The sequence below is a fragment of the Geomonas ferrireducens genome (assembly GCF_004917065.1).
Taxonomy (GTDB): domain Bacteria; phylum Desulfobacterota; class Desulfuromonadia; order Geobacterales; family Geobacteraceae; genus Geomonas; species Geomonas ferrireducens.
The window spans coordinates 1,372,396-1,386,852 of sequence record NZ_SSYA01000001.1 but is presented as its reverse complement, the minus strand read 5'-3'; the positions used below and the strand labels follow the sequence as shown (position 1 = coordinate 1,386,852).

The 14,457-nt window shown below is 62.7% G+C and carries 7 protein-coding genes; 1 reads left to right on the top strand and 6 read right to left on the bottom strand.

Annotated elements, in window-relative coordinates; all coding sequences use genetic code 11:
* Positions 1-24: 24 nt before the first annotated feature.
* On the top strand, positions 25-987 hold the full coding sequence (locus E8L22_RS05920) for a YihY/virulence factor BrkB family protein (protein WP_136524272.1): 963 nt from the start codon (positions 25-27) through the stop codon (positions 985-987).
* 148 nt (positions 988-1,135) lie between these two features.
* On the opposite strand, the gene E8L22_RS05915 is transcribed toward E8L22_RS05920, so the two are convergent.
* The 6 genes from E8L22_RS05915 to treZ all read right to left on the bottom strand — a co-directional run bounded on the left by E8L22_RS05915 (position 1,136) and on the right by treZ (position 14,303).
* Positions 1,136-1,597, bottom strand: coding sequence for a CHRD domain-containing protein (locus tag E8L22_RS05915; RefSeq protein ID WP_136524271.1), 462 nt, complete (start codon positions 1,595-1,597; stop codon positions 1,136-1,138).
* A 67-nt stretch (positions 1,598-1,664) separates the two neighbouring features.
* Positions 1,665-4,994 carry a maltose alpha-D-glucosyltransferase gene (treS, locus tag E8L22_RS05910; protein ID WP_136524270.1) on the bottom strand — a complete coding sequence of 1,110 codons (3,330 nt, stop codon included), beginning with the start codon at positions 4,992-4,994 and terminating at the stop codon, positions 1,665-1,667.
* Positions 4,995-5,003: 9 nt separating this feature from the next.
* Positions 5,004-6,983, bottom strand: a complete 1,980-nt coding sequence (locus E8L22_RS05905; RefSeq protein ID WP_136524269.1) for an alpha-1,4-glucan--maltose-1-phosphate maltosyltransferase — start codon at positions 6,981-6,983, stop codon at positions 5,004-5,006.
* Between the two features lie 8 nt (positions 6,984-6,991).
* Positions 6,992-9,967, bottom strand: a complete 2,976-nt coding sequence (locus E8L22_RS05900; protein ID WP_136524268.1) for a malto-oligosyltrehalose synthase — start codon at positions 9,965-9,967, stop codon at positions 6,992-6,994.
* Between the two features lie 12 nt (positions 9,968-9,979).
* Positions 9,980-12,430 carry a DUF3536 domain-containing protein gene (locus E8L22_RS05895; RefSeq protein WP_136524267.1) on the bottom strand — a complete coding sequence of 817 codons (2,451 nt, stop codon included), beginning with the start codon at positions 12,428-12,430 and terminating at the stop codon, positions 9,980-9,982.
* Positions 12,431-12,440: 10 nt separating this feature from the next.
* Complete coding sequence (gene treZ, locus E8L22_RS05890; RefSeq protein ID WP_136524266.1) at positions 12,441-14,303, bottom strand: malto-oligosyltrehalose trehalohydrolase; 1,863 nt, start codon at positions 14,301-14,303, stop codon at positions 12,441-12,443.
* Positions 14,304-14,457 lie beyond the last annotated feature (154 nt).

The window sequence follows — 14,457 nt, the reverse complement described above, 5'->3', positions numbered from 1 at the left end:
GCCGCCAACACAAGGAGTGCGACCATGTTATCTATGCGCGCCTACTTCAAGCTCGGGGACACCAGCTACAAGGATTTGGCGAAACGGGTCTTCCGCAAGTTCAGCGACGAGGACTGCCCCGAGCATGCGGCTGCCATGGCCTACTACTTCCTCTTCGCATCGTTCCCCTTCCTGCTTTTTCTGACCACCCTGATCGGGTACCTCCCCATCCCGCACCTCCTGGAGTACCTGCTCTCCAGCGCGCAGCGCTTCCTCCCATCGGAAGCCTTCTCGTTGATCGAGAGCAACATCCGGGCGCTTTTTATGAACAAGAAGGAAGGGCTTCTCTCCATCGGCATCCTTCTGGCGCTCTGGGCCTCCTCCAACGCCATCGTCTCGGTTATGGACGCGATGAACAACCTCTACGACGTAAAGGAGGGACGCCCGTTCTGGAAGGTGCGCCTGATTGCCATCGCCCTGGTGCTAGGTCTCTCCCTTCTCTTCCTCGGCGCGATGGTCCTGCTCATGTTCGGCCTCAAGATCGGAGACTTCATCGCCAACCTCATCAACTTCGGCATGGTCTTCAAGGCCGCTTTTGTCATCGCGCTGGTGCCGGTCACCCTCTTCCTGCTGGTGCTCGCCGTCGCGATCATCTATTACTTCACGCCGGACGTTGAGCACGAATGGAAGTGGATCAGCCCCGGCGCCGTCGTCGCCATCCCCTGCTGGCTCGCCATGTCCATCGCCTTCTCGTTCTACATCAACAATTTCGGTTCCTACGACAAGACCTACGGTTCCATCGGCGCGGTAATCGTCCTCCTTCTCTGGCTTTACCTGAGCGGACTGATCATCCTCGCCGGTGCGGTAATCAATGCCGTGATCGAGCACAGTTCGGAGGAGGGGAAGGAGCCGGGGGAAAAGGTGGAAGGGGAGCACGCCGCCGAGCGCGGCACCCATTCCAAAGCGGAGTCTCAGCAAAAGGCTAAGGAAGAGGCGGCAAGGTCGTAGCAAAAGCAAAAAGTGAACGGGATTTTGTACCGGAATCAGGATTTAGCATGAAACGTGACGCATCGGTTGAAAGGGTCTACTCCTCCCCCCGAGGGGGGGAGGTCGGGATGGGGAAAGGTTTGATGAAGAAGGAGGGGGTGCAGCTCAGCTATTTGATCTGTCCGCGGATCTCGCCCAGCGGGTAGGTCACCGTAAGCACGTCCACGTACGCCTCGCCCGCCTCGATGATCCGAACCAGGTCCTCCACGGTTTTACCTTCCAGCTCGCCAAGCAGGCTCTCGTCCGTAATGAGCCCCTCGTCCAGTATCCCCTTGAAGGGCCCCATCTTGGTCGGGCCGCCGAACAGGCCGACCAGAGGGGATCCGTTTTCGCCCGGTTTCCCGCGGTGAATGTGGGCCGCGGTGGGACTCGTGATCCTGCTCACGTTGAGCTCGTAGCTCATCTCCCCATCCTTGTAGATCATCTTCAGGTCCCCCCGGGCCGGGGTCTTCACGCTCGGCACCTCCTGCTTCCCGGAAAGCGTCGCCCGAAAGATCTTTTGTTCCGCGCCGGCCGCTGGGACCTGTGCAAGGGTCAGCATGCAAGCAAGTGAAAGCAGTAGTTTTTTCATGTCGCTCCCCCTTTTTACCAGTTTTGTGATCCGGTCCTGCAGTTTCCGTGGTGCGCCCGATTGCTGATCATCTCGTCACGCCCGTTTCCTGCGCGAGCAGTTGCAGGATGCCCGAGAGCGGAATAGAGACCCACTCCGGGCGGTTGTTGAGCTCGTAACCCAGCTCGTAGATCGCCTTGTCCAGCATGTACGCCTGCAGCATGATCTCGATCTCGTCCGCCTCGGCAGGCATGAAGTTGGCCCCGGCCGCCCTTTCCCGGTAGGCGTCGAGAAAGACCTTCGCGTTGTATTGGTACCAGGCATGGACCCAGGGGAGGAGGTAGGCGATGTCCTCGTCGCGCACCTGGGTCCGCTGCATGATGACGGCGTGCGCCGCATAGTGGAAGGAGCGCATCATCCCGGCCACGTCACGCAGTGGAGACTGCTTGATCCTCCGTTCGCTCAGTGACTTGATCGGCTCACCCTCCAGGTCGATGATGAGGAAGTTGTCGCCGGTGTAGAGGAGCTGCCCCAGGTGATAGTCGCCGTGAATGCGGGTTTTCATGGCGCCGAACTTGCGCACCAAAAACTTCTGGAAGACGGCGTAAAGGTCGTTCTCCATACTGAGAAGCCCCTCCGCGTCGCTCGCCGTATGCTGCGGTATGGCGGCCAGGTTCCTGCGCAAAAGCTCGAAGACCTTCCTGCAGCGGGTGCGCATGGACTGGTAGACGGAACGCTGGTACAGGAGCGCGAACGGCTCCGGTGCGAAATCGGGGTCGTCGCTGCGCGAGGAGATCGCGATGTGGAACTCGGCGGTCCGCCTGCCGATCAAGGCCACCATGTCGGGATAAACCCCCTGGATCAGCTCCAGAAGGGCCGGCGTATAGCCGCTCGACTCGTTGCCCGGATGGGGCTCGAAACCCGACTTCTTCGCCTCCTCGCGGTAAGCGAGGACGCGGTCCACAAACTGCCCCACTTCGCCGAGCGTGAAGGTCCAGGCGTCCCCCTGGTTCGGCACGAACCCCTGCAGGAGCCCGAGGGCGAAGAACTCGCCGCTGTTGCGCCGGTACTCCAGGGTTCCCCCTAACGGCGCGACATGCGGGAAACGGACCCGGTCGAGGAACCTTCCGATCTCGAGTTCAGGATGGGCCCCCTCCTCCATGCGCCGGTAGAGCTTAAAGAAGAAGTTGTTGCCGAAAAGAACGGAACTGTTGCTCTGCTCCGTCTTACCCACTTGCGACGGGAAGGGGGGCGCCTTCCCTTCCATGAGCGGCGAAATCGAGATGGCGGGCTGGCCCGACAGGCGTCCGCCATCCCCTTTCAGCGATTTCCTGCGCCAGATGAGCTCGAAGAGCACCCAGCGCAGGTGCGAGTTGTAGAGACCGTCGTAGAGGAGCCCCGGTCGGTCGCCGACCTTGAGCTGGCAGATCACCGCCTCCGGGGATGCGCCCAGAAGCGTTTCCCCGCCTCCGTCCATCGGGACGTAGTGCAGCGGTAGCAGGTACACCTCGGGGATCCCCTCGCTGTAGGTGACCTCCAGGAAGGTGAGGATCACCGAGGAGCCATCGATCGGAACGGGGAGTTGGTCGACGACGGAGAAGCGGACCATGATGCGGCTCTTCCCCTGGAACCAGCGCGCTTTTTTGAGGTAGTCCGGGAGGACAGACTGCTCCAGTTGGCGCAGCCAGGCGACTTTCAGCACGTTCTCCCAGCTTCCCGGCACCGCCACCTCCTCCAGCACCCCCTCCTCGCGCGGCTTGATCTTCTCGCGCCCGTCGGTCAAAAGGAGCAGATGGTAGTCGTACGCCCCCATGATGATCCCGTAGGGGGAGTCCTTGATGGCGGGGAAACGGTTGCGGCTGAACATCTCCTCCGGGTAGAAACCGACGAAACGGGGCTGGTTCACCTGCACGAACTGGGTGGCGCGGGAGAGGTTGATCAGCACCAGGATGGTCTGGTCCTCGTACTGGCGCAGCATGGCGAGCACCTTCGGATTGTCCAGCGGCACAAACTCGAGGCTCCCCCAGCCGAACGCCTTGAAGCGCTTTCTGAGGTCGATCATCCGCTTCATCCACCAAAGAAGGGAGGACGGGTTCTTCGCCTGGTTCTCGACGTTGCGCGCCTCGTAGTGGTACTCCGGGTCGATGATGGCGGGAAGGTAAAGCTTCTGGGGGTTCGCGGGCGAGAAGCCGGCGTTTCGGTCCGGGCTCCATTGCATCGGGGTACGAACGCCGTTGCGGTCGCCGAGATAGTAGTTGTCACCCATGCCGATCTCGTCGCCGTAGTAGACGATGGGGGTCCCCGGCATGGTGAAGAGCAGCACGTTCATGAGCTCGATCTTGCGCCTGTCATCCCCCATGAGCGGCGCGAGCCGGCGCCGGATGCCGAGGTTGATGCGGGCGCGCGGGTCGCGGGCGTAGATGCGGTACATGTAGTCCCGCTCCTCGTCGGTCACCATCTCCAGGGTGAGCTCATCGTGGTTTCTCAGAAACATGGCCCACTGGCAGTGCGGCGGGATGGCGGGGGTCTGCTGCATGATGTTCACGATCGGGAAGGAATCCTCCATCTGCAGCGCCATGAACATGCGGGGCATGAGCGGGAAGTGGAACGCCATGTGACAGGCGGCGCCCCCGCCGAAATAGGAGGCGGCGTCCTCGGGCCACTGGTTCGCCTCGGCGAGAAGCATCCGGTCCGGGTACTTGGCGTCAATGTAGGCGCGCAGCTTTTTCAGGAACTCGTAGGTCTCAGGGAGATTCTCGCAGTTGGTCCCCTCCCGCTCGTACAGGTAGGGGACCGCGTCGAGCCTCAGGCCGTCCACCCCCATGCCGAGCCAGAAGTCGATCACCTTGAACATCGCCTCGTGCACGCGAGGGTTGTCGTAGTTGAGATCGGGCTGATGCGAATAGAAGCGGTGCCAGTAGTAGCTCTTGGCGATCGGGTCGCGGGTCCAGTTGGAGACCTCGAAGTCCTTGAAGATGATGCGGGCGTCCAGGTACTTATCAGGGGTGTCGCTCCAGACATAGAAATCGCGCCAGGTGGAGCCGGGCTTCGCGCGGCGCGACTTCTGGAACCAGGGGTGCTGGTCCGAGGTGTGGTTCAAGACGAGTTCGGTGATGACCCTCATGCCGAGGGCGTGCGCCCCCTTCAGAAAATCCTGGAAGTCGCGCAGCGTGCCGTAATCGGGGTGGACGGTGCGGTAGTCGGCGATGTCGTAGCCGTCGTCCTTCAGCGGCGAGGGGTAGAAGGGGAGTACCCAGACCGCGGTGACGCCCAGGTCGCGCAGGTAGGGGAGCTTCTGCAAAAGCCCGCGAAAGTCCCCTATGCCGTCGCCGTTACTGTCGCAAAAGCTCCGGATGTGCACCTCGTAGATCACGGCATCCTTGAACCAGAGCGGGTTTTTCTCGTTGCGAAACGGCATGGCTTCCTCCTAGAAATAATAATCGAAGTCCGACTCGCGCTTCTGCCAGGTGCTGATGCGGTAGATGCAGGCCGGGTTCACCTGCGGGTCGAGCCGTACCGTGGTCATCCCCCCCTCCCAGATGGAGCGTTCGCCGCTGATCAGGTCGTGCAGCAGGTAGGACTGGCCGGGGGCTACGCCGAACAGATCGAGCGGCACGCGCAGCTTCGCGGTACGCGCCCGGAAAGGATCGAGGTTCACCGCCACCAGGAGCGAACTCTTCCGCTGTTTCGCCACCTTTACGTAGAAAAGGACGCTGTCGTCGTCCGACTCCAGGAAGGCGACGTTGTTGGTCCTCTGCAGCGCGGTGTACTCGCGGCGGATCCGGTTCAGCGTGATGATGAGCTCCCGGATGTTCCCCGGGGCCTTCCTGTCCCATTGCCGGATCTCGTACTTTTCGGCGTCGAGGTACTCCTCCGAGCCCTGCTTTTCCGGCATCCCTATGCAGAGCTCGTAAACCGGGCCGTAGATCCCGTAGCTGGAGGAAAGGGTACCGGCCAGGACCAGCCTGATCATGAAGGCGGGGCGCCCGCCGTACTGCAGGAACTCGGTGAGGATGTCCGGGGTGTTGGGCCAGAAGTTCGGACGCATGAACTCGCTCGTGTCGCCGCGGGTCAGCTCCATCAGGTAATCGGTGATCTCCCGCTTACTGTTGCGCCAGGAGAAGTAGCTGTAGGACTGGCTAAAACCGAGTTTCGCGAGCCGCGCCATGATCTTCGGCCTGGTGAACGCCTCGGCCAGGAAGATGACGTCGTGCGACTTCTCCTTCGCCTTCCCGATGAGCCACTCCCACATTGGGAAGGGCTTCGTGTGCGGGTTGTCGACCCGGAAGATGCGCACCCCCTGGTCCATCCAGAAGAATACGACCCCCTTCAGCTCCTCCCAGAGCTCCTCCCACTGCGGCGTCTCGAAGTTGATCGGCACGATGTCCTGGTACTTCTTCGGGGGGTTCTCGGCGTACTGCACCGTGCCGTCGGGGCGCCACTTGAACCACTCCGGGTGCTCCTTCAGGTAGGGGTGGTCCGGCGAGCACTGGAAGGCGAGATCCATGGCGATCTCGATGCCGTGCTTTTCGGCTTCCCGCACCAGGTCGCGGAAGTCCTCGATGGTCCCGAGCTCCGGGTGCACCGCCTTGTGCCCACCCGCCTCGGAGCCGATGGCCCAGGGGCTTCCGGGGTCGTCCGGTCCCGCCTCGACCGCGTTGGCCTTCCCCTTGCGCTTGCTGGAACCGATGGGATGGATGGGAGGGAGGTAGAGAACGTCGAAGCCGAGCTCCGCAACGTCGGGGAGAAGCCCGATGCAGTCGCAGAGGGTGCCGTGGCGCCCTTTTCCGCCCAAGGAGCGAGGGAAGAGTTCGTACCAGGAACTGAAAAGCGCCTTCTGGCGGTCCACCCGGACCACCAGTTCCTTCTGGTAGCGCGTGGCGAGCCCGCGCGCGCAGCAGGTGCTGACCAGGTCGGAGAGCCGCGTGTCGAGCCCTAAGGCCACCGCCCCCTCCTGGTTCCGTTCGGCAGAGAGCGCCGCCACCGCTTCGCGCAGCCGGGCCGCGTCCTCCTCCCCCGCCTCCGCCACCGCCTGCTCCAGAATCTTTCCACCGATCTGCAGATCGACCGCCACGTCCTGTCCCGCCTCGAAACGCTTCTGCAGATCCCGCTGCCAGGTGCGGAAGTGGTCCACCCACCCCGTGATGGTGTATTGGTAAAAGCCAGGGTGACCCAGGAGAAAGGAGCCCTGCCAGCGGTCGTTATCCAGGCGCTGCATCGCCGTTTCCAGCCAGCGCTCCTCCCCCACGCGGCGGTAAAGAAGTACGGCCACCACCTCGTCGTGACCGTCGCTGAAGACGTCCGCCTGCACCACCATATCGTCGCCGACCACGCGCTGCACCGCGAACCTGCCGCAGTCGATCTGGGGATGCACCGCCTCGATCGCTATCCGCGCCCTGCCTTCCATAGATCACCTCACTCAGATTCCAGCAGCGCCACGCTCACCTCGGCGAAGAGCGCCGCGAGGGGGAGGGCGCTTTGGTCGTCATGGGGAACGGCCTCGACCGTCGCGTCGTTCACCCCGTTTCTGAAGCGCCCCCCCACCCCTTCAGGAAGAAGCAGCACCGTGTCCTGCCAGACCGCCTCGCCTAAGGGGCTGCTCCCCTCCTCCGGCATCAGGGTCGCCACGAGCCGCGCCGCCGCGACGATCACCACCCGCCCTCCCGCTTTGCGTGCGAAGGCGCACAGATGTCGGCCACGCGCCCCTTTCACCTCCAGCGGCAGGTACTCGCCGCCGTCGAAGACGTCCTTGTGCTCCCGGCGGTAGTTGAGCACCCGGTAGATGAGAAAGAGCTTCGCCCTCTCGTCCTCCCGTTCCAGCAGCTCACTCCAGAGCCGGGGCGCACCCTCCTCCTGCTCGCGCCGCTTGAGTTCGGCTAGCGCCTCGATCCTCCTGCCGTAGTCCACCTGGCGCCGGTTATCCGGGTCCACCAGGGTGAACTCGATAAGCTCGGTCCCCTGGTAAAAGTCGGGAATGCCGGGGGAGGTCATCTTCAGGAGGGTCTGAGAGAGCGAGCTGAAGAAGCCGCAGCGGGAGAGCCGCCTTTGCAGCGGCAGGAACTCGCGCAGGAATTCGTTGTCTGGAGTACGCGCGAGAATGGCGTCGACGAAACCTGCCACCGCATCCTCGTAAGGCCCATTCGGGCTCACCCAGCTCGTGTTCACCTTCGCCTCGCGCAGCGCCTTGATCATGTACTCCCGGATGCGCCCCCGGAACGCCTCGTATCCGGCGTCGTCCACCTCGCCGACCGGCCAGGCACCGATCAGGGTCTGGTACAGGAGGTATTCCTCGTTGTGCTCCGGGACCCTGGCGTTCTCGATCAGGGAGCCGCGCCGTTTGTTGAGTCGGCTCCAGCGCGCCACCTGCTTCTGCCACAATGCCGGGATCTCGGAGAGCGCGTCGATCCTCGTGCGCACGTCCTCGCCGCGCTTGGAATCGTGCGTCGCCGTCGCGATCATGGCGTGGGGGAAGTTCTTGTTCCGCTCCAGGTTCTGCCCGTGGAAGGCCTCGAGCGTGGTGCCGAAGCGCCCCGGCATGCCGCCGACGTCGTTCAGGGAAATGAGACGGTGGTAGACGTAGAAGGCGGTATCCTCGAGCCCCTTGGCCATCACCGGCCCGGTGATCTGCTGGAAGCGCATGGCGAAGTAAAGCCAGTCGCGGCGGCTCTCTTCGCTTGCGCGCTCGGGGGATCTCAAAAGGAGCACGTCGCGCAGGAAATCGAAGACCGACCCGCTGATGGCGGGGTTACGACGCTTCGCCTTGGAGACCGCCGCGTCGATGTACTGCACGTCGCGGTCGCGCACCGAGGCGGAGTTGGCGTAGGTGCGGTACACCGGGAAGCAGGCGATCACCTCGCTTATGGCGCGGGCCAGGCTGTTCAGGGTGAAATCGCGGGTGAGACGGTCCTCCTCGGCGATGTTGTTCAACTGGTGCGCCAGCATGTTCACCTCGCCGGAGAGGGAGACCTGCATCACCAGCTTCTTCTTCTCGTAGACGATCTCGGTGAAATCGGACTCGTGCTTCACGAAGCGGTCGTAGATACAGTCGAACTGCTTCGCGACGTCGCTCGCCACGAAGAGGCCGTTCACGCTGTTCAGGAACTCGTAGCCGGTGGTACCGCAGACCGGCCACTGCTCGGGGAGGAGCTCCCCCTTCATGAGGATCTTTTCCACCACGGCGTAAAAAGGCTTGTAGCCCGGGTCCCTCTCCAGCACCTCGTCGTACTGCCGCGCCCACTCCTCCCGGATCGCTTCGGCACCCTCCTCGGGCGGGGCCCCCTCGCTTCTTTCCTTAAGATTCATCCAGGCGCTTTTCTGCAGGTGCTGCAGGTAGGCGACCGGGTCGTAAAGCCCGTCCACGTGATCGATCCTAACCCCGGTAACCTTCCCCTCCCGGATCAGCCGGAACAGCAGGGTGTGGGTCAGGTCGTAGACGGCCTGGTCCTCCATCCGGATCGCGGCGAGGGCGTTGATGTCGAAAAAGCGCCGGTAGTTGATCTCCTCGGTGGCGACGCGCCAGTAGGAGAGGCGGTACACCTGGTCCCGCAGCAGCCGGTCCAGCAGATCAAAGGAATTGGCGTCCCCTTTGATCCCGTTGAAGATGCCCACGTTTTCCGCAATTAACTCAGCCACCTCGGGGGAGTCCAGACAGAGCTGGGAGAGCCTCTTCTTGATGATCTCCTTCTCGCGGTGCCGCTCGTTCATCTTCTCCGGGTCCTGCTCGGTGGGAAGGGGTAGGTGCTGAAGGGCGGTCTCGATGCTGAGCAGTTCCTGGAGCGGCCCGGCCTCCGGGGGGAGCTTTTCCTTCAGCGCGTCCAGCCGGTGCTGCAGGATCAACAGGTAACTGCGCGGTTCCACCGGGATCTGCAGCGCGTTGCACTGGACGAAGAAGGCGCCGTCGCGGAAGAGAAGCTGCAGCCCTCCCCCCTCAAGCACCCGGCCGTACTGGTCACCAAGAAGGGGTAGCAGCACCTTCCCGGTCAGCTCCTTTTTCACCGGCTCCCAGTCGATGTCGAAAAAGTGGGCGCAGAGCGAACTCATCCCGTTCTCGAGCACGTCCATCCACCAGACGTTGTCGCTGCTTTCGATGCACATGTGGTTCGGGACGAAGTCGAGGATGTGCCCCATGTCATGGCGGGAGAGCTCGTCGACAAAGGCCTGGTAGTTTCCCTCGTCGCCGAGCTCCTTATTGAAGATGGTCTGGTTCACGACGTCGTAGCCGTGTACGCTCCCCTCCTTCGCGGCTAGGTAGGAGGAGGCGTACACGTCGCTGACGCCTAGGTCGTGCAGGTAGCCGACGATCCTTTCGGCGTCGGCGAAGGTGAACCCGGCGTTGAATTGCAGCCGGTAAGTGGCACTTGGTATGCGGGCCTGCGGCAGGTGCTGGTCCATGCTCTCCCCCGTCTATCCTTGCGGCAGCACCGCTCCTGTGTTGAAGCGCAAGGTGTCCCCGAGCCTTTGGAAGGCTTCGAGCCACTGGCTTGCTCCTTCCTCGCCCTGGCCGGAGCGCTCGAGGAACTCGGGATAAACGGTCTTGGCCAGCGTGTAGTAGTCGTTCTGCATCTGCCACAGCACCAGGTTGATCGGGATCTCGTTCAGCAGATCCATGTACTTCTGCATCCTTCCGATCACTTTCACGTCGGTCGGGTCCTGGACCAACTGGGCGGAGAGCTTCTCCAGATGACGCCGCATGTAGTATTCGGTCTCGGGCTCCTCGATCCCTACCCCCCAGGTCCTGATCTGGCCCACAATGCGCCGCACGGCCTCCTCGTCGACGTCCTCCTCGCTCATGGCGTGCTTGAGCGCCTCGTTCAGCGCCGGCTGGGCCACGGCCATGAAGACGTGCGGCACCGGCACGCGGGTCTCCTTCACGAACTCCATCAGGGGACGGATATGTTCGTACATCTCCTGATAGCTTGCGATGCTCTCCTCGAGGTTCTGTTTGATGATCTGACCGATGATCTTGCGCTGCTCGTCACTGAAGAGGTTCAGAAGGGAGAAGCTGTGCGTGCCGAAGTGCTTGTCCATAAGGAGCACCAGGTCCGAGTACAGCCCCTTGTCGAAGGCGGCGCTCATCTCCTCGCGCATGGCGGCGTATCCACCCTGGTCGCAGACCTCCATCACCCCACCCTTGAAGTCATGGCTCCCGATGCGCACGACGCAGAAGGTGAGACAGCTCTTCTCCTCGGTGATCTCGCTCGCGACGTGAATGCGCCCCATGGCGATGACCGCATCGGGATTCGCCACCTTGTGGTATTCCTCCCTCGCGATGGCGTAGCAGTAGATCTGGGAATGCTCCTCGTAATCCTCATAGAGGGAGCTGAACGCGTAGTGAGCACCCACCTTCACTAGGTCGAGCCGTATCGGGAGCACGAAGTTGCGGTAGATCCAGAGTCCGTCCTGGTAGTCCGGTATGTTGCTCTTCGCCTCCTTGAGCCGCTCGAGAAACCCCTTCTCCACCGGCCCATCGACCACCCCCTCGGAAAGCTGCAACGCCCGGCTCGCGTAGTCGATCACCTGAACGGTCTCAAGCCCGGAGAGTTCGTCGAAGAACCAGCCGCAGCTCGTGTACATGAGCATGGCGTGCCGCTGCATCTCCAGAAGCTTGAGGGCCCGGATCTTCTCCTCCGCCGTGAGTTCGCGTAAGGCGTGTCGGGAAAGGAACTGCTCCGCCACCTCCATGCCGCGATTCAGGATCACCTCGACGTACGCGTCGCGCACCCGCCATGGGTTCTTGAAGAGCTCGCGCCCTTTCTGTTCGAAGCCCTTCGCCAGCCGGTCCCGCAGCCAGTCGAGAGAGGCGCGCAGCGGCTGGCGCCACTGCTGGTTCCACCCGGGTACGCCGCCGGAGCAACCGCAATCGCTATTCCAGCGTTCCACCCCGTGCGCGCAGCTCCAGGAGGTGCGCTCGTGGATTCTCACCTCGGTGTCCGGGGGGCAAAGCTCCAGGTATTCACCGTAGTTGGTGAGCCGCGCCAGGTTATTGCTCTCGATGTGGTTCAGGCAGGCGGCAAGCGCCATGTCGCCGAACTTCTGGTGATGACCGTAGGTCTCCCCGTCCGTCGCGATGTGCATGAGCTGGGACCAGCCGCGCTCGTCGTTGAAACCACCGACCAGCCTGCCGGCGAGCGCCTCTCCGCTCTCGAGGAGTTTTTCGAAGGCTACGGCACGGGAAATGGGGCCGTCGTAGAAGAAGAGGTTGATGGAGCGACCGGATGGGAGGTTGCAGAGGTAGCAGCGGGTCGGGTCGATCTCCGCCTCGAGCCACTCCTCCTCGCCGATGGCGCGATAAGCCGCGGCCTGGTGCGGCGCGAGGATGGTGTACTTGATCCCCTGTTCGGCGAGGATGTCGAGCGTCTCGAGGTCCACCGCGGTCTCGGCGAGCCACATCCCTTCCGGGAAGCGCTGGAAGCGCTTCTCGAAGTCGGCAATGCCCCATACGATCTGGGTCCGCTTGTCCCGCGCGTTGGCCAGCGGCATGATCATGTGGTTGTAGACCTGAGCGATCGCCGAGCCGTGACCGGAGCGCCACTCTATGCTCTGCTTGTCCGCGTCGAGGATCGCCTGATAGATCCTGGGGGCCGCCTGCTCCATCCAGGAGAGGACCGTGGGGCCGAAGTTGAAGCTGATCTTCGCGTAGTTGCTGGAGATGTCCATGACCCGGCTGTCGCCATCCAGGACGCGGGAAGCCGAGTTCGACGCGTAACACTCGGCGGTGATGCGCTCGTTCCAGTCGTGATATGGGAAAGCGGAATCTTGTATCTCTACAGCCTCGAGCCACGGGTTCTCCCTGGGAGGCTGGTAGAAGTGACCGTGAATGCACACGTAACGCTGGGTATCGTTCTCCTGCGCCATGACTTCCTCCTCAAAGCTTCGCGCTGTACACGACAACGCTGAAGGGGTTGATCCTCACTGTCTCCTGATGTCCTCCGTTACCCGCCTCTATCCTTTCCGGTGCTTCCTCACCCGGGCCGCGCCACTCCGCGGCCGAGGAATCGAGCACCCGCTCCCAGCTCCCCCGGAGAAGGGCAAGCGGGACCTCCTGCTGGATGTTGCTGAAGCTGAACAGGCAGATGGCTGCCTCCCCGTCGGTCCATCTCCTCAAAAAGAGCACCTTCTGCTCGGGCAGCCCGGAAACCTCCATGGCGTCGCGCTGGAAGACCCGCAGGGCCGGAAGCGAGCTGCGCAGGGAGAAGAGCTTCTTGTAGAAGGCAAGGATGACCGCCTGCTCTCCTTCTTTCGGAGTCCCCACGCTCACCTTCGACTCCAGAAAGGTCTCCTCCGCCGCCGGGTCCGGGATCTCCCCTTCACAGACGCCGGATGCGTGCTCCTCGTGTTTCCCTTTGCGCACCATGTCGACGAGCTCCGGGTCGCTATGGTCGATGAAGTAGTGGAACGGCGCGCGCTCGCCGTATTCCTCCCCCATGAATAGAAGCGGCAGGTAAGGGGAAAGGATGACGGCCGATGCAGCGAGGAGGAGCTGGTTCAGGGGAAGGGTGGCGCTCAGCCGGTCACCGCACTTGCGGTTGCCGACCTGGTCGTGGTTCTGGGAAAAGACGACGAACTGGAAACCGGGATGCCGCTCGGTCGGGCCGCCGTGGCGCCGCCTGCGGTAGCGGGAGTACTCGCCGGTGTAGACGAACGCCTCGCTGAAGGCCTTCTGCAACTGCGCGAACTGCCCGAAGTCCTCGTAGTAACCGGTGGTTTCTCCGGTCAGCAGGGCGCGCAGGGCGTGGTGGAAGTTGTCGCACCACTGGGCGTCAAGGCCGAAGCCGCACTTGTCGGGGGAGTTGATCAGGCGGACGTCGTTGGTGTCGTTCTCTGCGAAGAGGTAGATCCGGCGCCCAAGACGCTCCCGGTGCCGGTGCACCTCGTCGGCCAAACGCCTTAAAAGCGGCTTCGGCGTCTGGTCGAAGATCCAGTCCACCGCGTCCAGGCGCAGCCCGTCGAAGTGGAACTCGGTGATCCAGTAACCCGCGTTGGAGAGGAAATACTCGAGCACGGGGTCGCTGTCGGCGCCATCCAGGTTAATGGCACGCCCCCAGGGAGTGCGGTACTTGTCGGTAAAGTAGGGGCCGAACTCGTCCAGGTAGCACCCCTCCGGTCCGAAGTGGTTGTAGACCACGTCCAGGAGGACGGCGAGCCCCTTTCTGTGGCAGGCGTTCACGAGGCGTCTGAGGCCGTCGGGCCCGCCGTAGCTGTGCTGGGGGGCGAAGTGGTACACCCCGTCATAGCCCCAGTTGCGCGTTCCGGGGCACTGAGAAACCGGCATGATCTCGATTGCCGAGACCCCCAGTTCCACCAGGTAGTCGAGGTGCTCGATGACCGCCTCGAAATTCCCCTCCCTGGTGAAGGTGCCGACGTGGATCTCGTAGATCCGGTAATCCACCAGTGGGATCCCCTGCCACCCCTCATCCGTCCAGGTGAAGAGCCCCGGGTCCACCACCTGGGACGACTCGTGCACCCCGTCGGGCTGGTGACGCGAGAACGGGTCGGGGTAGGTCTTGCCCGATTCCAGTTGAAAAAGGTAGCGGTCGCCGTCCATCACGCCCGGAACGGACACCGAGTAATACCCCTTTCCCTCGGGCTGCATCGGCACCGTCCCTGCCGCCTTCCCTGACAGGATAAGAACGCTCGCCGCCTTCGACTTCGGGGCCCAGAGCCGGAACTGAACGCCTTCCTCCAACACCGTGGCACCTGATTCCATCCGCCAACCGCTCGCAACCATACGCCACCTCCCGGCCCGTGACGTCCCCGCCATGGGCCTTACGCATCGGCGCAAAACCTCATCAACGATACATGAGAGCCCCCCCGTGTCAACACGTCGAAATGACGCAGTTCCAGGGAGTGTTAGGCCGCTAACATTTTGTTTTTCATTAACA